We start from the raw sequence: 24,798 nt of genomic DNA, 5'->3' as shown, positions 1-24,798 counted from the left end.
AGTGCATTAAATAACATTGGTTTACCGGCCATAAATGACTTGGCTGTTAAAGCTGGTTTATCATCAGTAGCTTCTGAATATATTAACAACTACCAAAGTACATTAAATAGCATTGGTTTATCATCCATGAATGACTTGGCTGTTAAGTCTGGTTTATCATCCGTGGCCTCAGATTATATTAATAATTACCAAAGTGCATTAAATAACATTGGTTTATCATCCATAAATGACATGGCTGTTAAGGCTGGTTTATCATCAGTGGACTTTGATTATATTAATAATTACCAAAGTGTATTAAATAACATTGGTTTATCATCCATGAATGAGTTAGCTGTTAAAGCAGGTTTATCGTCTGTATCAGATTTTATAAATAACCACCAAGCTATATTTAGATCTCACTCTTTTTCAGAAATTGAAGTTGGAGAATCATTTTCTGATTTTGATGATGAAATAGTTAATGAATTAAACAGCTTTGTAGATGTTGATTTATTGTCAGATAAAGCTAAAAAGGCTTTGAAAATTATATTTATACATTTTTTCTGGCCGATAATGCTCGGCTTAATTACAAATGAAATTTATAATTCAAAGGAAAAGGCTAATGATGGACTTCTTAAGTTAAATACCACTAGAGAAGTGAAATCTTTTGTGAGGAAATCAATAGATAGTGCCTTGCTTATCAATTATCGAGCAACCAAAGTTAATAACCTTCGCTTTAGAGATAAACCTAGTATGAAATCAAATATTTTATATAAGCTACCAATTGGTAGTTTGGTAGAGGTGTTAGATAAATCCAACAGAGCTTGGTTACTTGTTGAAGTTGAAGTAGATGGGGAGTATATACAAGGCTGGTTATCTAGAAAACACACTATAAAATTTAAATAACTCGGATAGGCAATACAAAGAAGCAGGTTTTGTTGATAGATAATAGATCTCAACATTCCAAAAAATATTTTTACCGATACGGCTGCACTTTAGAATTGCAATTAAGCTAATCGAAACTATTTAGTCAGGAAATAAAATGAAAAAACTTCCAAAAGATAGCCCTTTAGTATTTTGTAAAGCATTTATAAACCGTGAACTAGAAAGTAACAAGTGTTCTGGAATATTGTCTTCTTACTGGGAGGTAATGGAAAGAATTATAGAGCGTGCTGATGAGCTAAAAAGTGCATTCGATGAATTAGTTAGTAAATTTGGTTATTCAGATAAACAACAAAACGCTAATCTTTGGATGACTCTTGAACACATTTGGTTATCCGTAGACTATAACAAAGAAGATGTTATAAAAAATAGAGATGATTATCGTGAATACGTAATCCTGCAAAAAGAAATAATTGATTTATCTTTCAAACTTGCTAAAAAACTTCGAAGACAAACTGAGTTATCTAATTATTCAGGAATTGAAAGAGAAGATTGTCAATTCGTAGATGATATGATTCACCAAGCAAGTGAAGCTAATTATCTATATGAACATCACCTTGGTCCTAAAATGAAAAGTCTAGGTAATAAATATGACAGTAAATATTGGCCTAGTCGTGCGGAGGTAATTGAGGCTATCGGTAATTTTGAGAGACAGCATATAGAACCAACACACACAGAATTACCAATGACAGTTATTGAAGGACGTGCGACAGATATAAAAGACTTCGTATTAGCGTTTGACGGTCAATTTGACAAACATTCGAACGACTTACCTGAAGACTTTAAGTTTAGTAATAATGCAATGGCTGACATTATTAATATTATACTAGACTTCCCTCCTGAAAAAATGACTACGCCAGATGCAATTAGGATAGTACGAAATCGTTATTTTAGTAAAATAATAGTTGATTAAAATTACGGAAACAAGAAATAATAATGCTTAAAATGTCATTATGTAGTATCTAAAACTAGACATGACATTTTATTCAAGCTTAAACTAATTGCGCGGAATAGATCTTAATTAAACCAAAATAAACTTATTGATGCTGAGCGAATACTGATTTAAATTAAGTGATTATTTACAACGTTTTGTGGTTATTAATTATTATCAATTTGAAGAATATATGCCGAATTTAAGTACCAATAACTATTCTCTCAGGAGAATATAAGATCAGAATTCAACTAACGGAATTGAAAATTTGAATATACCAATGGATATAACGATCTGGTTAAAGATTATAGGAGCTATTTTTACAGGGGTAGGTTCGATTTTACTTGCTTGGAGAGTAAAGTCCATATTAACTTGGGTAAAGAACTGTTTAATAGCACATGAGGTTTCAATAAGAGCTTTTCAAGATGTTGTAAATGGTAATACTCAAAAGTACCCTGTAGTAACAGGTACAATTATCCATTTATTGGATATTGAATCAAAGTTAGGTGTCATTTTACTTGTTTCTGGTTTTATTTTCTTAGCTATGGGTATGTTCTTTAATGCAGCCTCATATTTCTTTATTTAAATAAAAAGGAAATATAAATGGCTTATCTAATAGCTCCTGAAATAAAATCAGCGACAAAAATCTTTTCTTTTATTAAAAAAGTTTCTGAACAAAATACTATAAATAATATTTTGGCTAAATTGGAATCTGATGAAATAACTCTGTCTGAAGCTAAAAGAAAGAGCCCTAGTTATTTAGCATGTCTTATAAGAACAATTGAAGCAGTTGAAAGAGCTTCCACAGTTGAAAAGATCAATACTTTAAAGAATCTTTTTGTGGTAAGTGATTCTCTAGGCTTGATTGAGAAACAACCTGATTTTTATCAAGAAATATTATCAATATTCTCTGAGTTATCATATAGGGAAGTATTAATTCTTTATTATTTGGATAAAGGAGGTCTTCCATATACAAATGATTTACATGTTAAGGAACCTGAAAAAGTGGCGGATGATGAGACTTTACCTAACCCGCACGAGCAAAATGAGGAAGCGAATCAATATTGTGCTTATCAAGTTGGTGTGAATATCGATGTTCTCGGGGCATTACTTGGTAGGTTGACGAGGACGGGTCTAATAGGAAATGCACCTGAATGGACTTCCCTCGTATATTTCTTTACACCTCTTTATAGAGAGCTAAAGCAATTTTTTGCATTTGACTTTTATGAGTCTTGATTTCCAGTATTATATTGGAAAACCATTGGTTCGGCATACTCAAACTTAGATTCTTTTATGGCTTGAGCTAAATAATAAATTGGCAAGAAATAATTTGTAGGGCCTGTCAAAAGCAATAGTTAGTTTAGTAGAATAAGGGCATAAAACTGTAAAATTAGTTTAATATAGTTTGAGTTGATTCATGATATTTATTACTTTTACAAGAATGAGTAACCGACCTTAATCATGAGGATGAATCCAGTTTTTTGGCTGTAGTGTTGTCATAAATGATGTGTGATGTGTGATGTGTGATGTGTGCTCTATTGTTTTCAAATTAAAATTATTCTAATACCCATAAGTCGAATATAAAATTTATCTAAGTCACTTGTTCCTAAATTAAGGTTGTGGTAAAAGTTATAGTTGTATCAAAACAACTTTAATAGGGAAATTAAATGATAAAAACTCCAATGCTACTACTACTTAGTGGTATATATACTTTTCCAGCTATTGCAATTGAAGTAGTTCAACAAACAGTAGCTGAAAAAGCAGTTGAAGCAGTAGCTAAAGCGAAAAAAGCAAAGGCAGAAGCGGTTAAAGCAAAGGCAGAAGCGGTTAAAACAGCAGAAACTGCGGCTGATGCGCTAGCTGTTGTAGCTGAAGAAACTGCAAGATTAGCAGAAAAAGCAGCTGAGGAAGTAGCAAAGTCAAAATCAAAGGGGAGTACTATTTTTGATGATTTAGGCTTTGGGATGGGAATTTCATATACAATGAACGCAAGTTCAGGCGACAGAGTTAAATCAGCCACTGTTGTTGACGGTATTGTTCGTGTAGATAAAGAAAGTAATGGGACTCCTCGTATTGTACTAGAAGCCCACTATATTCCCGACTATAATCAAAATGGTAGAGGGTTTGGGCCTTTTGTTGCTTTGCAACCAGGTGATGAAAATATAATCAGCGCTGTTGCTCTTGGTGGTATGTATGCGTGGAAACGAGATGATGAAGGTAACAGTTTTAATATTGGGGTGGGAATTGTTGCGGATCCTAACACCCAAGTGCTCGGTGACGGAATAATAGCAAATGAGCCATTACCAGGTAATGAAATCGAGATCAGATATAAAGAAGAAACCAGCTACGGAGTTATGATCTTATTTTCAACTACGTGGTAAACTTAAGTCTCCGACCTTTAGTAAGCCTCAGAAGAGGCTTTAAAAAATGAGATAAGTAAGATATCTAATAACTCTTACTATTACGGCAACTTTATGCACTAGTTTCCGATAGTTAAATAATTTAAATATAACCTCATATTCGTCATTAAAAAAACAATTATGAAAATTGATTGATACATACATTATTTGACATATAAAAAAGAGTAGTTTTATATTTAGACACTAAACACATGGAGTAGTGTAGCAACGAACTAACTTCATGTAATTGATATAGGGAAATCAACATGAAATTAGCAATAAAACTTCTGTTTAGTATTATCACGGTTATATTTCTATCTGCCTGCTCTTCTACATCAGTAGTACTGATGGAAAAAGAGGATGACGTTCAATTTTACCAAATCTATATTGATGAAGAAGGTCGACTCCTCGAACCAAAAAATGAAAAAAAAATTCCCAGAGCAGATGAAAAAAAGTACATAAGAGGCATCATCGCTAACTATGACAAATTAAAAAAACAAAAACCCGAACTTGAGTTAACGATTTTTATTCATGGCGGATTAAATTCTCATAATACAGCAACCTCGCGAGTCCAGAATTTAAAACAAGAAATGCTTGACGATAATAAATATCCACTTTTTTTGTCGTGGAACTCTGGTCCCTTTACCAACTATATAGACCATTTACTTTTTCTAAGAAATGGTGAAGAATCTAAGTTTTTAGGACCTATATCTTCCCCTTTTATTCTTTTGGAAGATTTATTTAGGAGCGTAGCTAGAATTCCTGCCTCAACATACAGAATATTGTTTAGTCAAAACGCTGCAATTAAGAGCTACAATTCAAAAGAAGAAATAGAATACGGTAACGCATTAAAGAATGTTGACGATGCAAGTTTCTTACTACACAACAGCCCTAATGATACTGGATTTGCCTTTACTGACTGGTTTAGCGTAATTAACCCAACCAAGCTCGTTTCCTCTCCTTTTATAGATGGATTAGGTAAAGGAGCATGGAATTCAATGTTAAGAAGAACAGATCTTGTCTTAATCAATGATAGCAGCCACAAAGGTGTACCATTACAGAATGCTACGACTGCTGCTAATTTATTTTTTGAAATGTTTTATAGTGCATACAAAAATGATGAAAATATTAACTTAATTGGACATAGTATGGGGACTGTTGTTGCAAACAATATTCTTTCTCAATATCAACATATTGACTTCGATAATATTGTTTACTTAGCAGCTGCATGTAGCATTAAAGACCTAAACCAAGTGGTTCACCCTTATTTACTTAAGAATAAACAAAGTACCTTCTACAACGTTACTTTAAATCCATACAACGATATGACTGAAAACCTTGCATATGATTTCACACCTAGAGGTTCACTTTTAATGTGGATAGATCAATTCCTTGAAGACACTAATTCATTTTCAGACAAAACCGCCGGATTTTGGTTTAATATTATTAGAGGTGCGGTAAAAGCTTTCCCTGATAGAGAAGTACAAAAACGAGTTCATCTCACACAATTTGGATTAAGGGATGGATCACCAGAAAAACACGGAGACTTTAGCGAATATCTATTTTGGAACGAAGACTTTTGGAGGGGTGACTACACTGGTGGTAGCGGTAAAAAAAGCAAGCCTTAAACTTGTTGTATAAAAAGGGGCTTTGCAACTTTAAACTATTTTGGATTCAGTAGAGCAATTAAGATCAACACTCTAAGTTGCTCAAGTAGCCAAAATATTATTTAGTAACCGTGTAAAATATTAAAGCTTAAGCTGTTTTAATATGTTTAATGCATCAATTTTAAATATTCAGCAATGATAGACTTTATGCCAACTAATAGTGCAATTCAGTAAGGTTATGTCATCTATCAGTTCATTTCTATGTCATCTTATTATGCAGATTTAGCGGTAAGTTGTTGATTGTTGCTTTCACTTTATGTCAACTTATAGTGCAAGCAACATGCTTGTTGTAGTTTGCACCATAAGTTAGTGCAAGCAACCCTCTTTGTGGGAATATAAAACTGATAGCATTTGGGGTTAATTGAGAGGCTTTGAGCATAGTTGTTTCATCCCATATGTCGTATAAACCACACGAAAATCCCCCTTAACCTTAAAGTTTGGATATAAATATTGATAATTTTCAATAAGTCGATTGCCAAAAAGATCGTAAACTGTATTTTACTTAATTTCACTACGTAGTGGCAATTTATGTAACTCTACCGCGGAGATAATAAGTAGACCATAAGCACCAAGCTATTGTTTTTATAATGGTGAGCAGTGGAGGCAATAATATATCCCCATACTGATTTTGGATATTTATCAACATAATGTGCCGCTAGATCCCCGCCCCAAGAATGTCCGAATATTATTATTTTACCTAGTTCATATTTCTCCCGAATAAATTCGATGTCGTTTAACATCAATCTTGCAGTTACTTGATAAAAGCGTGTCGCTGGCTTCATTGAAGCTTGTTAAAATAAACTTTAATCGGTAGAGTGTTCTGACTACAAAGTATTAATATGGGTAATTCAACAGGCTCGTTAAATACACCGTTAAATACAGGTTTTATATGCATATTAAGGTTGGTAAATTAAGGCATGAAGAAGTGATTTCTTTGTTGCAAGAGCATCATGAGGATATGTTATCTCATTCTCCGCCAGAAAGTGTTCACGCACTAGATTTAACAGCACTTGAACAACCTGAAATAACTTTTTGGAGCCTATGGATAAATGAAAACTTAGCTGGAATTGGTGCTTTAAAAGAGCTTGATAAAAAGCATGGGGAAATAAAATCTATGCGCACATCACATAAATTTTTACGTAAAGGTATAGCGCGTAAAATGTTAGAGCATATTATCAAACAAGCGATTATTCGTTCATATAAAAAGTTAAGTTTGGAAACGGGTACAATGAATTCATTTATACCAGCACAAAAACTTTATCAAGAATTTGATTTTGATGTGTGTGAACCTTTTGGTGATTATCAAGATGACCCATATAGTATGTTTATGTCAAAAAATATTGGATAAATTATATCTAATCGGACCAAATATTACGGCTTAACCCATAAATAGCATGATCAACGACACGACCATTTAAGTTTTCTGCATGAGTAATAATCCCTTCAAGGTTAAAACCTAAACGTTCGCAGACTTTGCGACTCGGCTGGTTTTCAACTGCTACTGATATTTGAATTTTTAGTATGTTAAGTTCAGTGAATGCCATTTCAATTAACTTGGAAACTGATTTAGTTACAATTCCATTGCCTTGATATTCAGCGCTAAGCCAGTAGCCGATTTCAACTTTTTTGAGTTCGTTATTAATACTATTAAAGCTGATATTTCCGACTAATTTATCTTTGTAGAGCATAGAACAAACGAGTGACTTTCCATCCTTATAATCATTCAGCGATCGCCTGATGAAACTTAAAAAGAAATCTTCGTTATTGGCGTGTGGAGGCCAAGCTAACCATTGGCTTAAATATTCACGTTCTCTATTAACTATTTCGAAATACTGTGAAGCAAATTTTTGCTCGATTAAAACAAGCTTTAATCCTTGTTCAACTTCCAATGTAAACATAATTTTCCTCGAGAAACATAACGGTATATTAAGGAGACTTCTCAGTAATTTCAGCTTTAAATATTCACTTTATTTTTCTAGTAAAAGTAATTAAGGTTAAATTAAAAATAGCAGTTTCATAAAGAAATATACTTTACATTTCTGGGTTTTATTTAACTATATTCATTGAGATACTAGAATCTATAACCAATTCCGGTAGTAAAATAATTTTTTCATATCTTCCATTGTTAATCATTGGTGCTCCAATGAAAGTTAAACTTTGTTCCATTGATACCTATAACCTAAAGAAAATAACCCACCAAACCCAGAATGATCTATATCTATTTTAGATGTTGCATATTCCCAATTATACCTAGCGACACCAAGGTTTCCATAAATATATGAGTTTTGTGTAATTGGTTGTCTTGCTTGAGCTGATAGGGTGAATACAGAGTAATCAATACTTTCTTTTAATAAGCCAAAAGAAAGTATTTTTTTAAAACTAAAAGAAGAGGAGCTTATATATCTAGTATCAACAGAAAATATATCAGTCATTTGGTAGTGGTAACCAATTTGGGCTGAAGTATCATCATCAAAATCATCCATTTTATTTTCCAATTTATCATGTTTCAAATCTGCATCACCAAAACCTGCGGCAATAAATATATACCCAAACCACTTCAAGATGCAGGATTCAGTTGGAATTAGAAATGCTTTAGGCAAGGCATTGATTGAGAACATGGTTATTCCCTTTTCAAAATCAATAACGCTGCATAAAGTATTTATAAACCAACCTTACAGGGACTTCTGAGCAAATCATGCTCGTTGTTGCCTGCATGGATGTAGGTACTAGAGCAATGCAGGAGCATATTGCCGGTTCATCTTTTTTTAAGGGAGTAACCATTAATGCAAAGATGCGCCTAGATCATGAATTGCTCAGCAGTCCTGAATCTCACATCTTGAAGTGGCTTGGGTATAGAATGAGAACTTTTAATTGCTTGATTTTGATTAGCTATGGTATTAGCTGATAAAACGAGTACAGAAGTTAGTATGTATTTCAGTATGAATGAATACCTTTATGGTTGAATTGGTGAATTTGTATTTTAAAGTCGTTTTGTAAGTAAGTGGATGTAAACCTATGTATCCGTTTGTATCAATGAAAAATGTAGTGCAGTTGCGAGTATTGCTAAGTATGTGGCACCAGTTTGGCCAAAAGCAGTATAAAAACGAACATTTTTACTATGATGTTCTCGGAGAAATAATATGAAATAATATGAAATACTTGAAAAGTTAAAGTAACAATTACGCAAATTATTTAGCTTTTTTTAAAGTTTTAAAATAGGTTCTACTCCATATACTAAGCTCTAAAATCTGCATTTCCAAGTAGCACGAGTATAGCAATCTCGCAAATTCAAGGTGGCCCTTACTTAAGATTCAAACTTAAAAGCAGCAACATTTTATGGCGAGAATTAATAGAAAATACAATAGCAATAACCCTCGGAAATATGTTTAGTATTCAAAGTCGTTATGATAGTACTTTAGGGCGATTTACTTGTCTGTCTGTTAGGAGAAAAAAGGGATTTGATAATTAGAGGAAGGAGTAAGTGATCCTCATTTTCTTTTTATAAAAATAATAAGATATTTATGGGGATCACTATAGTTTGTTATTTTAACTCATATGCCGAGTTTGTCGTTGCACGAAATTAATTTGACTTGTTGATTTAGTCTTTTGACCTGCATAAAGATTAAGCGTGTCGAATCTACTTTTTAATTTAGACGCAGTGTAGTCTAATTCAATTTTTGAAATAACAAGTCGATGCTTTTCTGGAAATAAAGCTTCGACCGCTTGTGATAATAGCTCATAGAGCCTTTTCAAATTAATTTGATGTGTTTGCCCTGTTTCATCAAAGAGCCAATTGGTTAGAGCCATAAAGTTTTCGAATGGGCTGCCCTCTAATATTTCTGGCAATACATATTTAAAGCGTCCTGAATTACCTATCATGTCCCAATATCTTGCAAAGCGATTAATAAGTTGCATTGTCGAAAAATCAACACGATCAGTACTTAATATATTAAATGGTGGCAATGGATTAAAGCGCAGATCAAATGCTTCTGTGTGCCTAATGATAGGACTACCTTTAAGACGCTTTAAAATTCCTAATTGAATTTCATGAGGACGACATTGATAGAGTTGGTTGAAGCTATCTCCAAATGATTCAAATGTTTCACCTGGTAAACCAAAAATGAGATCTGCATGAATGTGCGCATTGGTATGCTCTTTTAACCAAATTAAATTTTCTTTTGATTTAGGGTTATTTTGCTTACGGCTAATATTAGCCTGTACTTGCTGATCAAAAGTTTGGATCCCTATTTCAAATTGTAAACTGCCTTCAGGAAACTGAGTTAACACCTCTTTTAATTTTCGAGGCAAATGATCTGGTACTACTTCAAAGTGCAGGTAGAGCTCATCATTCTCCTTGTCTAAGAAAAACTGCATAATTTGCATTGTGGTTTTAATATTTAAATTAAAAGTTCTATCTATAAATTTAAAATTTCGTGCGCCGCGCTGGTAGAGGATCTCCATTTGTTCAAGAAAGACTTCTAGTTCAAAAGGGTTTGATGCTGTGTCTAAAGAGGATAAACAAAACTCACATTTAAATGGACAACCACGCGATGCTTCAACATAGAGTAAGCGATTATTTAAATCTTCATCGCTATAATATTCATAAGGCAACGCAAGGTCTTTCAATTCAAATGGTTTAGATGTTAAAACTTTTTGCTCAGGTTCAGTTTTATTTATAATATCTTTACATAAATTGTAAAAACTTACTTCAGCTGCACCTGTTAGTACGTAGTCGGCAGACGCAACAATGGCTTGTCCTTCAGATTCATAACTCACTTCTGGCCCACCTAAAACAACTTTAATTTCAGGGGCTATCACTTTTAACAGACTAACAACATTTGTTGTTTCTATGATGTTCCAGATATATACACCAAAACCAACAATAGTGGGTTTTGACTCCAAGATTTTTTCAACAATATCGATAGGACGAGTTTGAATAACAAATTCTTTTATTTCACAGTTATTTTGTAACTCTTTTAAATTAGCGTAAAGATAGCGCAAACCTAAACTGGCATGAATATACTTAGCGTTAATCGTAGCAAGCACTATTTTAGATGAGGTTTCATCTGTTTCGTGATTAAGGGGTGTGCTGTTCTTAAATGTGGTTGAAGTATTTTCATCAGATACATTTATTTGCTTAATTATTAGCTCAGAATTGAATTGTTGCATTGCCATTATGGTTCTTAAATATCTTGAATAGTCTAAGTGTAATAATACAACAATAGCTTATTTTTTTCAGTATCTGTTTATCAGTTAGGGTTTTAAAAGTCTAGTTATGGGTGAAGTTTACTGTAGGTAGCTAGCTGTATACTTAACCATCTCCCTCTATTAAAATTACAACACATGTTGCTTCAAAATGCATGTTTCAGAGCTATCTGAGCGAACATAATTCAAGACGTGTTGATGCAGGAATGTAGACACCTTTGGAACCAACGCAATGATGAAGTGGGTTTGCTCAGAAACGCCGTCTCGGCGAGTTTAAACAGGGTTTATGCTGCGTTATTAATTTTGATAAGGGAACAACTATTATCTTCAATTAATGCCTTACCTAAATCCTGTTTAATTCTCGCTGAAATCGCCAATTTTGAGGTGTCATGGGTATAGATTTGTTTTTAATCTTGAATTCAAAATAAACTTAATCTCGGTTTTTCTAAGTTAAAAAACTAAAATCCATCTCCTATTATTTTGCAAACAGTGAAAGTAAAATTTGTCCTGAATAAAATGGCGTTATAACAACTTACTTTGAGTCAAAGGCAATTTAATGACTACGTTTGTACCTTCACCAAACTTACTATTACACTCTATTTTACCATTTAGCTGTTGTGATATTAAGTTGTAGACGATGTGCATGCCTAAACCTGTTGTGCCTGTATGCCTTGTTGTTGTAAAGAATGGGTCGAAAATATTTTTTAGTGTTTCATCACTCATTCCTTTACCATTATCGGCAATTTTAAGTGTTATATTGTGTACTTCTTTAGTTAGGATAACGCTTACCTTTCCTGAATTCATAGTATCGAAGCCGTGTATGAAAGCATTATCTATTATGTTGGTTATAACTTGCGATATAGCACCTGGATTTGAGTATATTGTGAAATCATCGCCTTCAAATTCTAGCTTTAAAATTATATTTTTATGTGTGAGCTTAGCTTGTAAAGAGCGCATAATTTTGGATAAATAATCACAAAGTTTAAATTTCCTAAATTCATCAGCGGATTGATCAACGGCAACTTCTTTAAAGCTGGTTACCAGATCTGATGCGCGTTTTAGGTTATTACTTAGTAGATCTGCGCTTTCACTGAGCGCTAGATAGCAAGTTTTAAAGTAGCTCTTACTTAGTTTTCCAGATTCAAAGCGTTCGTTTAGGGAATTTAATTTAGACACCATAAAAGAGGCTGACATAATACATACACCTAAAGGGGTATTTATCTCATGCGCAACACCTGCTACTAATCTTCCTAGAGAAGCATTTTTTTCTTGTTCTACGAGTTGTTTTTGGGTATTTTTAAGTTGCTCTAAAGATTTTACAACCTCTTGTGTCTTATCGGCTAATTGTTGAGTTCTTAATTCTACTTTGTTTTCTAAATTATCATTAAGCGCATTAATTTCGTCTTTTGATTTTCTTAAATTATCATTATTTAACGATATTTCCAGCATATAGTGAGATACTTGTTTATAAACTTCATTAAGCTCTTGTATTATAGGGGTAAATTCATTGTTCATTGAATAGTCAATCTGTTCAACTTCAATAATGTTGTTATTATGTTCTTTATGAGTTATTGATTTTTTGATTAAATTTAAAACCTTATCAAATGGTCTAAATAAAATTTGCATTAATAAAAACACTATAATGATAAATAAAATACCAATTGCACTGCCTATTAAGAAAGTAATCGTAGTAATACTTTTAGCTTCTTTTTCTAAATCAGATAATGGACTGATAGAGCCAAAAATAAAACCGCTTTGAGTTTGATAGAAATAAATATTGTATTTTTTATCACTAATAATAATGTTATTGAGACTGCTTAGCTTATTTATTTTTGATTTATTTAATAAAGCGGTGCCCCAAGGTAGCTTTTCAATTTGTTGCAATATTAGTTGAGGGTCTTTTGGATAGCTTAGAACTTTCCCTGTAGGTTGGTGTATAAGAAAAGGAAATGAGTTCTCAGTAATGCTTACTGATTCTAAAAATGAGGTTAATTGTGTGAGTTCCCAATCAACTGTGGTAATACCTATCGGTTTCCTATTTTCATTAAACATGACGGCATCCACTGTCATCATCAAAGAAAAAGAACCCGCAGTATCCCTGTAAGGAGTGGTCCAATAAAGTGGTTTAAGCGTATTTTTTTTTGTTCCCCAATTATCTTGAGATGCAATACGATACCAATTTTGGTTGTGATAATCATATTGTGAGGTATTTAAATTCCAGCTAAACTTCACTTTTCCTTGGGATTTAAAAACATAAGGACCAAAATATTGCACAGCTTGATCCAAAGCATAAGGTTCAAACCATATACCACCACCAATGGCTTGGGGGAAGTTGGTGAAATTTGAAACTAGTAATTGTTGGGCTTTAGACTCGAGTGCTTTCATATCCAAAAAGCCATCTAGCTTTAGTGAATATAAATGCTCTCCAGTAATCGCTAAATCTATAACATTTCGTTCCATTACTTGGCTTAAGTTATTTATTTTTTCGGTGCTTGCGATAAAGGTTTGTTGTATTTCTTTATGTTTTAACTCAATAAGCTCTTTTTTATATATATAGTTATTAAATAATTGAATACTGCTGTAGGCAAATATTTCAAAAAGTATTACAAAAATAAGAATGCGTGCTTTGATACTGAGTTTAATCATAATTTTTAATTTTATTTTTTATATTAAGATAAACTATTGGGTAGTGGTATAGCAAATACATGTTTTATTATGCTGTTAAAATCAAGAGTAAGTTGACTTTCATCTTATTTTAAATTTCATCCATCCTTTTTTGATTTATTAGTTCCTTAAAGAGCTATTTAGGCATATACCCATGTTATACGAATAAATAATTACTCAATCAAGCGCTTTGTTCTTGAAAATTTATCCTTATTAAAATTTGATCACTAACTTACTCGTATTGGTATTACTTTTAAATACATGTTTCAGAACTATCTGATCGACCCCAATTCAAGGCGTGTTGATGCAGGAATGTAGGTACCTTTCAAGCCAACTGTGGGTTTGCTCAGAAGCTTCGTCTCGGCGAGTTTAAGCAGGGTTTATGCTGCGCTATCAAAACCAATAACGAAGAATAAAGCGCTTTTAAATCTGCCTAAAAGGAGCTTTTGAGAATTTACACTTCGTTGTTATATCAGTTATAAAGGGAATAACCATGAATTCACTGACATGCCTAGAATTGTAAAACCTCATAAGCTCTGAATGGTCACTTTATTATCGGAATTGGTATAAATGAATTACAAATCATGCCTTGTACTCGACTCCTACCTGAGCTCTAAAACCTGCATTTCCAAGTAGTACGGGTATATGTTCAATGCGGTGTCTTGATTACATTAAATGTGAGGGTCGAGAAATAAAAACTGATTATATTGGGAGTAATAATTTTGCTTTTGCTGGCATAAATACTTCACTTATTTTTAAAATTCTACATTAACTAATTAACTCGAGGCTAGGTTAATTAGTTAAACTCAGATAGCAAATTAAACACTTGATATCTGAACTAACTTCTTTTTAAAGTCATTTTTTACAACTTCTAATGCATCAAGAATAACTTGTGATTCAAGTTCTTCTTTTTCTAATAACATAATTAAGTCAATGGCTAATTTTATATGTTCAGGTGCGCTATCTAAACTAGAACTAATCAATTGTCCCCCCTCATTGATATTAATTTTATAGATTCTTCAATGGCTACTCTGACTTGTTCTTCCATTTCTATACGCTCAGATTGAGGTAAATAAAAAGCAAGATCAACTTCAAAGCGAATATATCTTGGAGGAAGCTGATTTAGTACCGTACAGCAAAAATCAGCTAATGTATCGACATCTAAAGATTCACTTATTTTTTGTTTAATGACTTCATCAAGCACTAATTTTTCATAATAATTATGTATATCATCATGCAGTTTCATCTAATACTCCATATAAAACATGAAATTTTATTTTTATATTTATTTGAATCAGCTCTTTAAATAAATTTAATTCAAACTCATTGTACTTAATTTAGTTTATACCAAAACGTGAGGCAAATCTAACTCATGGGTTCGAGGCAATTTATTTGTTTTTTTCAGAAAATTTAATATTATCTTCAGTTGCTGAAATCGCTTTTCGACATCTCCCTAATCTGCCATGAATTGATAGTATTTCTAGATTAATTTCACTCGCTTTATCATCGCACGCTCTATGCAATAAGGCTTTTTTATCTTCAATCATAACTAATAAACGTCTTTCAAACTCTTTATTCTTAGCCAGTTCTTGATGAAGTTCGTGTGAAGATTGCATTATTTTTTTTACGGCTTTTTTATAATATGTTTTCTTTTTTACAAATTTATTGCTGTCTAAATCTTTTTGCCAAACGGGAGTTGATTTTAATACTCTGATCACAGCTTCAAGTTGTGTTGTCAATCTTTCAATAGCGTATTCATAGCTTCTACGGTGAGTTATAGGTGGTAGGTTTACATAAGTTTCTGATAATTCATCAACATAATCCAGCAAAATCATACTACGAGTATTAAATAAAGTAGCATCAAATAACCTATGCTTTGATCTCATATAACGGTTTTTATCAAACCATTTTGCATTATCAAAGGCTTTAGCATCTCGTTTTATTTTTTCAATTTGGATATGTAAACGTTCTAATATTTGTGCGTTCATTTATATGAAAGCCTCATATGCAAGCTTACCCGCTAAAATAATGACTACAGTATTAAATATAGGACGAATAATTTTACTGCCAAATTTAATTGCTGAGTGTGCACCGATCCAAGCACCTAGCATTAAAAATGCGCCCATAGTGGCACCTAATAAAAAGTTAACATGACCTAAGGCAACAAAAGCAATAAGAGATATAAAGTTACTTACAAAGTTCATTGAACGCGCTAAACCACAATTAAGTAGTAAATTCATTTTATATAATAATGAATTTGAAGCAGTCCAAAATGTGCCAGTACCGGGACCTGCTAAGCCATCAAAGAAACCTAATAAGCTACCTTGTACAATTTGCTTTATTTTTAGCCCTAAAGTGATGTCAGGTAGTTTGGTTTTTTTTTCAGGACTTAACTTGCCAAATATACTGTATATAGCAACTGTTATAATTATAAATGGTAGTAATTTATTTAAAAAATCAATGCTGAGTTTATCAACGACTAAAGTACCAATTAAAGATCCTAAAGCTGTCGCTATAATTGATTTTAGCCAAAATTTAGGTTGAAATAAATTCTTTTTAAAATAAGTTACGCTAGCTGTAAGTGAGCCAAAACTCGAAGCCAGTTTATTTGTGCCTAAAGCAATATGAGGCGGTAAACCTGCCGTTAATAATGCGGGAACAGTAAGCATTCCACCACCACCGGCAATTGCGTCGATAAAGCCTGCAGCTAATGCGACTGCACATAATATTACCCAAGTTGAAGGGTCTAAAGCGAGTTCTAGCACTTAAATTAATTACTCTATTTTTCTATTGAAAGGGGGTAAGGCATCTAACATAGCTTTGCCATAACGCTTACTGACGAGACGACGATCTAATACAACGATACGACCAGAGTCTTTTTCTTTGCGAAGCAGTCTACCACAACTTTGCACTAATTTCTTAGAGGCTTCAGGTACTGTGATTGATAAAAATGGATTTCCACCTTTATTTTGAATATGTTCAGTTTGCGCTTCTTCCATTGGTGAAGTTGGCACAGCAAAAGGAATTTTAGTTATAATTAGATTTTCTAGATATTTACCAGGTAAATCAAGACCTTCTGAGAGGCTTTGAGTGCCAAATAAAATTGAACCTTTATTTTTATCTATGGATTTTTTGTGTTGCTTTATTAAATACTCACGTGATGACTCACCTTGTAATAATAAATTATAACCTTTTGTTCTTAAACCTTGGGCAACTTCTTTCATTTGCCAATAAGAAGCAAACAAAACTAAGTTCGCTTTTTCTTTTTCAATATAATTCGGCATTACTTCAATTAAGCGCTTGGTGAAGTTTTTATTTGTTGGTTCACATTTTATATCAGGAAGTAAAAGTTGCGCTTGTTCTTGATAGTCAAAAGGGGAAGGTACTTTTAAGAAGTTAACGCCTTCTTCACCTGCTAACCCAGATTCAAAAGCAAAATGATCAAAGTTCCCTAAAGCTGTTAATGTTGCTGAACATAAAACAGCGCCAGCACATTCTTGCCATAACTTATCTTTTAAATAATACCCAACTTCAATAGGACTATCAGCTAATAAATGATCATGATGATTTTTATAGTTTTGTTGTGTAAGCCAACGAGCATGAGGGCTTGAAGCGGTACCTTTGTTTAGATTATTCCAAAGTTTATTGAGGTTTTCTATTCTTTGAATATAAACACCACTTTCAGCCAAAATAGGATCAGCTTTATGAGGTTTAACATCACCATCGTTTACATCAAGGATCAAAGATTCATGCATTTTAGATAAATGCTTAGATACTAATAAAGAAGAATCACTTATATCTTTACATAAATGAGATAAAAGTTCAGGTAATTCGCCATTTTTAAATCGATAGACGTCATCTTCATTGTATTTAATATCTAATCCATCAAGTATATCTCTGGCTTTTTTTAATTCTTTTTGAGTATCTGTTATTGCATCTGCCAGTTTAAAGTTCATACCGATAGCACGTTGTGTAGAAATGGTATTTGATAATTTTTGATTAAATTTGGCTAGTTTATCAAGCCATTCTAATGTACCTTTTACGGTTGCTGAAGCCGATGAAAAGTCTCGCGTGATTTTTGGTAAATGATGTGCTTCATCAATGACATAAATTGTTTTTGAGGGTTCGGGTAGAATTTTACCTCCACCTAAATCTAAATCAGCTAATAATAAGCTGTGGTTTACGACTAACACATCCATCTGGTTTAAACGGTTTCGTGCTTTGTGAAAAGGACAATGTTGGTGTTCGGCTAATTGACGTTGGCAAGAATGCTTATCGCCAGCGATTATACTCCATACTTTATCTGGGATCGTATCGGCCCATGCATCACGATCTCCATGCCATTTGTTTGTTGTATAGGCTGTGACTAATTGCTCCAGACATTTTTTTTCCATTTCAGACAAGGGTGATTTTAACAAAGGTATAAAACCAAGCTGCTCAGGCTCTTCAATAAGCGATGCTTTTAGTTTTTGCGCACAAGCGTATCGGTGTCTGCCCTTAACAAGATCAAATTGAAAATCTAATCCGGAATTTTTAGCAAAAAATGGCAGTTCTTGTTCAATAAGTTGTTCTTGCAAAGCGACAGTCGCTGTTGAGATCACAAGCTTTTTCTTATTTGCAATGGCATAGGGTAAAGCGCCTAAAAAATAAGCTAATGATTTACCAGTACCCGTGCCAGCTTCAAGTACACAAATTCTTTGGCTTTTGTGGTATTCGCCTGCCAAGGTTTTTGCAATTTCTGCAACTAGGTAGTTTTGGCTTTTACGTGGTTTATAATCGGTCAAATTATCTGCAACTTGCTGGTGAATTTTACGAATTGTTTTTTTTAAAGCATCAGAGAGCATGTTGCAGTGACCTAGTTATGTATATAATTACAGTGATTAGTTTAAAGGGAACGGGTTTTTGATACAACAAACATTACAAGGGTTTATTCTCTCTAAGCAACAATACACTTTAAATGGCCAAATTTGTTTGTGTTATTGGCTATCTTCTGAGTATGGTCCGCTAAAAGTGATGATTACTAATGAAGAAGCTGTATTTTTTATTGAACAGAGTAATCAAGAGAGTGCATGCAGACTGCTAGAAGAAGAAAAAATAATATACAAAAGTAAACCCTTACCTTTAAATACTTTTAAACAAAAAAAGGCTGTGGGATTTTACTTTTCTCAGTTGAAACATTTTTATCAAGCAAGAGATATTTTTAGTCAGCATTTTATAACGACTTTTGAATCTGATATTCGTCATTGTGATCGGTTCTTAATGGAAAGGTTTATATGTGGCTCAGTGTGGGTAAAGGGTATTTTTACACAAAAAAATGGCTATACAGAGGTCACACAAGCAAAAATGAAATCACTAAAAGATGATGCACAATATAAACCTAAACTGAGCATGTTGTCTTTAGATATAGAATGCAGTGGAAAAGGGGTTTTATTTTCAGTTGGTTTATATAATGAACAGTGTGCTTTGGTTATTATGGTGGGAAACGCACAAGATAGTGATGGTATTATTTGGGTTAAAGATGAAACAGAATTATTAATTGAACTTGAAAGACAAGTTACATTTTATGATCCCGATGTAATAATAGGTTGGAATGTGATCAATTTTGATTTTTCTTTACTGGTAAAGAGAGCTGAACAATTAAATATCTCATTAAAATTAGGTCGGGCGCACAATAAAGTTCAACTAAAACAATCTAAAGTAGGTAAATTGATTGTACCTGGTAGAGTTGTTTTAGATGGGATTGATTTAATGCGCAATGCAACTTATCAATTTTCGAGTTTTAGCTTAGCGAATGTTTCAGCTGAAATATTAGGTAAATCTAAGTTAATTGACTCTGATAATAGGTTGGAAGAGATAGAGCGACAATTTGTAGAAGATAAAATTGCTTTGGCTGAATATAATTTGCAAGATTGCATACTCGTTTGGGATATTTTTAAAAAAGAAAACTTGCTTGAATTTGCAATAGTCAGAACCCAATTGACGGGTTTAGATTTAGAAAGAATGGGCGGTTCAGTTGCTGCTTTTGTGAACTTATATTTACCTTTATTACATCGCAGTGGTTATGTTGCACCTAATTTAGGTGATAGCCCGGTTAGTTTTGATAGTCCTGGAGGCTATGTAATGAGCTCAAATCCAGGCTTGTATGAAAATGTCATCGTACTTGATTTTAAAAGCCTTTACCCTTCAATAATAAGAACTTTTTTGATTGACCCAATGGGACTTATTGCAGGGCTTAATGAGAAAAATAATGATGTTGGCACATCAGTTTCTGGTTTTCACGATGCAAAATTTTCCCGCACGCAACATCACCTTCCCGATTTGATAAAAGATCTCTGGAGCGCACGGGATCAAGCTAAAAAAGATAAAGATAAAATGTTGTCTCAAGCGATAAAAATCATTATGAATAGCTTTTATGGTGTTTTAGGTTCAACAGGTTGTCGGTTTTATGATCCTAGGTTATCGAGTTCAATTACATTACGTGGTCATGAGATCATGCAGCAAACAAAACTTTGGATAGAAAAAGCTGACTATGAAGTAATCTATGGTGATACGGATTCTACCTTTATTAAGTTAGACGATGAATTAACACAAAATCAATGTAATGAAATTGGTAAACAATTAGCAAATGAAATTAACTTGAAATGGCATAAAAAATTAAAAAAAGAATTTCATCTTTTAAGTCATTTAGAAATTGAATTTGAAACGGTATATAGTCCTTTTTTTATGCCCACCATACGTGGTGATATAAAGGGATCTAAAAAACGCTATGTGGGTCAAGTTAGAAAGCAAAATGCTGATAATAAATCAGAAGAAAAGGAGTTGATTTTTAAAGGAATGGAAACGGTTAGAAGTGATTGGACATTATTAGCAAGAAATTTTCAAAGTACACTTTATCGAAAAGTGTTTGATGGTGAAGTCGTTGATGAATATATAAAAACTTACGTTGCTAAAACTTTGAATGGAGATTTTGATCATCAATTAGTTTATAAAAAACGTTTACGGCAACATTTAAGTGAATATGTGAAAAATATACCACCTCATGCACAAGCTGCATTAAAAGTACATACTACGCATCCTGATAAAGTGCCCACTAAAGGTCAGTGGGTTGAGTATGTCATTACAATAAATGGCCCAGAATTAAAGCAATTTACCACAGCTATATTCAATAGAGAACATTATGTTGAAAAACAGATAAGACCGATAGCTGAATCCATTTTACCTTACCTTAATACTAATTTTGATCAAATTTTAAATGGTCAAGCTTCACTATTTTAAAAACTATTTATAATATTTATATATTAAAACAATTGGATATCTATTAATTCAGTTCAAGGAAGTAACTATTCTTCTTGTGGGGTGGTTAAATTTTAACCATAGGCTATTATTGTTTGATAATTGAACACATTAAAATCAAAATTAAGTTCAATTTATTTTCCAATAAATACTCTATCAGGGAGAAAATGAAATGTTAAACAATCAATTATTTAAATTTTCAAAGTTAGCACTCGCTATATCCTCACTTTCTTTTTTATCAACAAATGTGTCAGCTGCTGAAGAAGGCGCTGAAGAAGTTGAAAGAATTGAAGTGACAGGTTCACGTATTAGACGTGCTGATATGGAAGGCGCAAACCCAGTACAGATCATTGGGCGTGATGAATTGGTGGCTTCAGGTATAACAAATGTGGGTGATATCTTACAAGAAATCCCTTCAGTTGCAGGGGCTGCTACTAATACTTCAATCAATAATGGTGGCTCAGGTGCGATAAGGGTTTCCTTAAGAGGCCTTGATTCTGCTAGAACTTTAGTATTGCTTAATGGACGTCGTATGGTGGCATCTGGAACTGGTGCTAATGCCTCGGTAGATTTAAGTACTATTCCAACAGCCATTATTAAAAGGGTGGAAGTTTTAAAAGATGGCGCTTCGGCAATTTATGGTTCTGATGCGATAGCAGGTGTTGTAAACATTATCACACGTGATGATTTTGAGGGATTTGAAGCTAACGTTATGTATGATGCGTCTACTGAAGAAGGGGATGGAGAAACTAAGTCATTTGATGTGACAGTCGGCTTTGCTGGAGATAAAGGCAATGTTGTTGTAAATGCATTTTATGTTGAGCAAGGGGCACAATGGTCGGGTGATCGTTCATGGTCACAATTTGAATTTGATATGGATGTCACCGGAGAAATATCTAAAGGGGGGTCTTCAGCTCCACCTTGGGGTCGTTACAACGGTATTGATGGCTTAGTGAATGGTGAATCTTGTGGTTCTTTCACTCATGGTGCAGGTAGTGGCCCTGGGCAGTCAGATCCAAGTGACTTTTCAAATCCAACTGGGTATGACTGTTGGGATTGGGACAAAGATACTTATAATTATGCACCTGCAAATTACCATTTAACACCGGCAGAGCGTTATGGTTTTTTTGCTTCTGCAAACTATGAATTTAACGATAATATTCGTTTCTTCACTGAGTTAAGCTTCAATCGTAGAGTTTCAGATACAAAATTGGCACCATTACCTTTAGCACCATTAGCATTTTTTGGCTTTAGAGAGGCAACATACTCAAAAGACAATTATTATAATCAAATGTTTGGCCCAAAAGATAAGGATGGTAATTCAGTTGATATAGCTGACTGGCGAAGACGTATGGTTGAAACCGGAGGACGTGATAGTCGTTTTAGAATTGAAACGGTAAGTGCGGTAATGGGCTTTGATGGTGAAATTAATGATGATTGGGGTTATGAAGTGTCTTATATATTTGGCGCTAATGATTCAGCAACCAATAACGCGGGCGGGGTTAATTTTGAAAAAGTAGGTGAAGCAGTAGGACCTTCTTTCTTAGATGCTACATCGGGTGAAATAATGTGTGGTACACCGAGTGCTGTAATTGAAGGATGTGTTTCATTAAATGTATTTGGTACACCAAATACTGAAACGGCTATCAGTCAAGCTATGATGGATTTTATTACCTTTGAGGCCCATGACTTTGGTTCAAATGAACAGCAAATTATATCAGGTAGTATATTTGGTGATGCTTTTGAGTTACCTTCTGGTATGGTTGGTGTTGCATTAGGTGTTGAACATAGAGAAGTAAAAGGGGCTGACTACCCTGATGCCTTAATTGCATTAGATATTACATCTGGTTCAGCACGTTTATCTACTGAAGGTGGTTATAGTGTAGATGAAGCTTATGTTGAAGCTAACTTCCCATTATTAAGTGGAGTTGCTTTTGCTGAAATTTTAGAGATTGATGTTGCTATTCGTTATTCTGATTATGATACATTTGGTGATACTACAAATAGCAAGTTTGGTATTCGTTGGGTGCCAACAGATAATCTGTTAGTGAGAGCGACTAATTCAACAGCATTCCGTGCACCTTCAATCGGTGATTTATTTGCTGGTGCGGCAGCTAATAGCCCGACAATAGAAGATCCATGTGCTACTAATCCTACTTCTTATTGTATCGCGGATGGTGTTCCAGCTGGTGGTTTTGAACCAATCGGAGATCAATTATCTTCAACTCGAGGTGGTAACACTGAAGTACAACCTGAAGAAGCTGATATTCTGACTGTGGGTATAGTATATAGCCCTGATTTTATTGATGGTGTATCGCTAACGTTAGACTATTGGGATATCGAAATAACAGATGCTATTGGTACTATCGGTGAGCAATTAATCTTAGATAAATGTGCTCAAGAGGGAATATATTGCGATAAAATCACACGCTACGGGGCTGATGCTGGTGGCTTGTATGGTAACTCAAGCGATATAGATGACAGAACAACTAATGTGGGTGGTGTTAATTCATCGGGATACGATTTTAATGTTAAATATTCTACAGACATTGAAATGGGAATGCTTAAAGTAAATCTAGATACCACATACTATGATACTTATGATAAGATTCAAGCTGATGATTCAATAGTCAAGCATGCAGGGCGCTACTGGGACGCATCAAGTGGTGACGGTAACTTCCCTAGGTGGAAAACTAATTTAAATGTAAGCCTACAAAATGATGATTGGTCAGTAGCATATACTGTACGATTTATTGCTAGCGTTGAAGAGTTTGTAGATATGGCGTCTGTTGATGATGTGTCGTTATCTGAAATTAACTCTGGATTTAGAACAGTTGAAGTTTTAAATGGTGAAACTGGCGCATTGGATGGTTGGGAGGTATACAGAGATGTCGATTCTTCTACAATACATGATATTAGATTTACTTACTTTATGGAAAATATGAACGCTACGGTTGGCATTGATAACATTTTTGATGAAGATCCACCTTTTATGGCCAGTGGATTTAATGATAATACAGATCCTCGAACTTACAATACAACGGGTAGGCATATGTACTTATCTCTCGGTCTTTCATTTTAACTTTTCGTAAAATTAAAGCACTCGTTTAGCTACGAGTGCTTATCTCTCTTCTAATTTCCAAAACGATAGTTTGATTACAAAACCTGATGTGATCTTGCAGCAGCATACGCTTTATTATTTAGTAGTGAAAAAAATCAATAGTGCGTCACCATTAACTGTTCAGTATGGTGATGTATAGTTTACGTTATATGGCCTAACCTGATAAATACAGAGTTATGAACGCCCTCCTAAAATATTATAATCTATTCAAAAGGCTTCAGACTTGTGAGCAAGAGACTGACCTACATTCATGTAGGCAACAGCGAGCATGATTTTTTGCAGAAGTTCTCGCTGGGTTGGTTTAGAAACGCATTATGATGCGTTATTGATATTGAAAAGGGAATAACCTATTCTGTGTAATCAATACTTACCTAAAGCGTTTTTAACTCCAACTGAATTCTGCATCTTAAAGAGGTTGGGTATATTCATTATATAAGGTTTTTTATGGAAAATTTAAAACTTAATCACAGAAAATAAATTAGAATATTTATCAGTCCAAATTTTTGTGTTTTGTGGTTTTAAATTCAAATAACTAGCTCTCATTTTCACTATGTTATTATTATTGAAAGTTTTATTGTGCGTTAATACAACCCATTGTGT

20 protein-coding genes are annotated in these 24,798 nt (G+C 33.6%); 10 read left to right on the top strand and 10 right to left on the bottom strand.

From position 1 onward, the window contains the following. The 6 genes from CJF42_RS16160 to CJF42_RS16135 form a co-directional block, all read left to right on the top strand. A partial coding sequence (locus CJF42_RS16160) for an SH3 domain-containing protein (RefSeq protein WP_141235575.1) occupies positions 1-882 on the top strand: 882 nt, incomplete at its 5' end. A gap of 136 nt (positions 883-1,018) precedes the next feature. Then, positions 1,019-1,831: a hypothetical protein gene (locus tag CJF42_RS16155; RefSeq protein ID WP_095367682.1), complete on the top strand. Its 813-nt coding sequence runs from the start codon at positions 1,019-1,021 to the stop codon at positions 1,829-1,831. A gap of 298 nt (positions 1,832-2,129) precedes the next feature. After that, positions 2,130-2,435 carry a hypothetical protein gene (locus tag CJF42_RS16150; protein ID WP_095367681.1) on the top strand — a complete coding sequence of 102 codons (306 nt, stop codon included), beginning with the start codon at positions 2,130-2,132 and terminating at the stop codon, positions 2,433-2,435. A gap of 17 nt (positions 2,436-2,452) precedes the next feature. Beyond that, on the top strand, positions 2,453-3,085 hold the full coding sequence (locus CJF42_RS16145) for a hypothetical protein (RefSeq protein ID WP_095367680.1): 633 nt from the start codon (positions 2,453-2,455) through the stop codon (positions 3,083-3,085). A gap of 431 nt (positions 3,086-3,516) precedes the next feature. Beyond that, positions 3,517-4,230 (top strand): hypothetical protein, encoded by a 714-nt coding sequence (locus CJF42_RS16140; protein ID WP_095367679.1) that lies wholly within the window; start codon positions 3,517-3,519, stop codon positions 4,228-4,230. A gap of 284 nt (positions 4,231-4,514) precedes the next feature. Further along, positions 4,515-5,876 (top strand): alpha/beta hydrolase family protein, encoded by a 1,362-nt coding sequence (locus tag CJF42_RS16135; RefSeq protein WP_095367678.1) that lies wholly within the window; start codon positions 4,515-4,517, stop codon positions 5,874-5,876. A 575-nt stretch (positions 5,877-6,451) separates the two neighbouring features. Here the strand turns inward: CJF42_RS16135 and CJF42_RS29335 are convergent. Beyond that, positions 6,452-6,655 carry an alpha/beta fold hydrolase gene (locus tag CJF42_RS29335; protein WP_353651686.1) on the bottom strand — a complete coding sequence of 68 codons (204 nt, stop codon included), beginning with the start codon at positions 6,653-6,655 and terminating at the stop codon, positions 6,452-6,454. 149 nt (positions 6,656-6,804) lie between these two features. Between CJF42_RS29335 and CJF42_RS16125 the strand changes: the two genes are divergently transcribed. Then, positions 6,805-7,263 carry a GNAT family N-acetyltransferase gene (locus tag CJF42_RS16125; protein WP_095367676.1) on the top strand — a complete coding sequence of 153 codons (459 nt, stop codon included), beginning with the start codon at positions 6,805-6,807 and terminating at the stop codon, positions 7,261-7,263. Positions 7,264-7,270: 7 nt separating this feature from the next. Here the strand turns inward: CJF42_RS16125 and CJF42_RS16120 are convergent, their stop codons facing one another. Next, a complete protein-coding gene (locus tag CJF42_RS16120) occupies positions 7,271-7,813 on the bottom strand; it encodes a GNAT family N-acetyltransferase (protein ID WP_095367675.1) in 543 nt (180 codons plus the stop codon). Positions 7,814-8,065: 252 nt separating this feature from the next. Then, a complete protein-coding gene (locus tag CJF42_RS28150) occupies positions 8,066-8,533 on the bottom strand; it encodes an outer membrane beta-barrel protein (protein WP_095367674.1) in 468 nt (155 codons plus the stop codon). A 77-nt stretch (positions 8,534-8,610) separates the two neighbouring features. On the opposite strand from CJF42_RS28150, the gene CJF42_RS27580 reads away from it, so the two are divergent. Beyond that, the gene (locus CJF42_RS27580) at positions 8,611-8,820 is read left to right on the top strand and encodes a hypothetical protein (RefSeq protein ID WP_095367673.1); all 210 of its coding nucleotides are present in this window, start codon (positions 8,611-8,613) and stop codon (positions 8,818-8,820) included. 641 nt (positions 8,821-9,461) lie between these two features. Here the strand turns inward: CJF42_RS27580 and CJF42_RS16105 are convergent. The 7 genes from CJF42_RS16105 to dinG form a co-directional block, all read right to left on the bottom strand. Next, positions 9,462-11,090: a B12-binding domain-containing radical SAM protein gene (locus CJF42_RS16105; protein WP_095367672.1), complete on the bottom strand. Its 1,629-nt coding sequence runs from the start codon at positions 11,088-11,090 to the stop codon at positions 9,462-9,464. A 552-nt stretch (positions 11,091-11,642) separates the two neighbouring features. After that, positions 11,643-13,766 carry an ATP-binding protein gene (locus tag CJF42_RS16100; RefSeq protein WP_095367671.1) on the bottom strand — a complete coding sequence of 708 codons (2,124 nt, stop codon included), beginning with the start codon at positions 13,764-13,766 and terminating at the stop codon, positions 11,643-11,645. An 836-nt stretch (positions 13,767-14,602) separates the two neighbouring features. After that, positions 14,603-14,764 (bottom strand): DUF2496 domain-containing protein, encoded by a 162-nt coding sequence (locus CJF42_RS16095; RefSeq protein ID WP_095367683.1) that lies wholly within the window; start codon positions 14,762-14,764, stop codon positions 14,603-14,605. Next, positions 14,764-15,030, bottom strand: coding sequence for a late competence development ComFB family protein (locus CJF42_RS16090; protein WP_095367670.1), 267 nt, complete (start codon positions 15,028-15,030; stop codon positions 14,764-14,766). Before CJF42_RS16090 ends, CJF42_RS16095 begins: the two co-directional genes overlap by 1 nt. Positions 15,031-15,172: 142 nt before the next feature. Further along, on the bottom strand, positions 15,173-15,772 hold the full coding sequence (locus tag CJF42_RS16085) for a primosomal replication protein (RefSeq protein WP_095367669.1): 600 nt from the start codon (positions 15,770-15,772) through the stop codon (positions 15,173-15,175). After that, a complete protein-coding gene (locus tag CJF42_RS16080) occupies positions 15,773-16,549 on the bottom strand; it encodes a TSUP family transporter (RefSeq protein WP_095367668.1) in 777 nt (258 codons plus the stop codon). A 9-nt stretch (positions 16,550-16,558) separates the two neighbouring features. Continuing rightward, entirely contained in the window at positions 16,559-18,628 is a 2,070-nt protein-coding gene (dinG, locus tag CJF42_RS16075; RefSeq protein WP_095367667.1) for an ATP-dependent DNA helicase DinG, read from the bottom strand. 58 nt (positions 18,629-18,686) lie between these two features. Here dinG and CJF42_RS16070 point away from each other — a divergent pair, with 58 nt between their 5' ends. Then, positions 18,687-21,059: a DNA polymerase II gene (locus CJF42_RS16070; protein ID WP_095367666.1), complete on the top strand. Its 2,373-nt coding sequence runs from the start codon at positions 18,687-18,689 to the stop codon at positions 21,057-21,059. A gap of 190 nt (positions 21,060-21,249) precedes the next feature. Next, complete coding sequence (locus CJF42_RS16065; RefSeq protein WP_095367665.1) at positions 21,250-24,159, top strand: TonB-dependent receptor domain-containing protein; 2,910 nt, start codon at positions 21,250-21,252, stop codon at positions 24,157-24,159. Positions 24,160-24,798: the final 639 nt, after the last annotated feature.

It is taken from the genome of Pseudoalteromonas sp. NBT06-2 (genome assembly GCF_002276045.1).
Taxonomy (GTDB): domain Bacteria; phylum Pseudomonadota; class Gammaproteobacteria; order Enterobacterales; family Alteromonadaceae; genus Pseudoalteromonas.
Note: the sequence above shows the minus strand (reverse complement) of the source record. Positions and strands in the feature narration are given on the sequence as shown.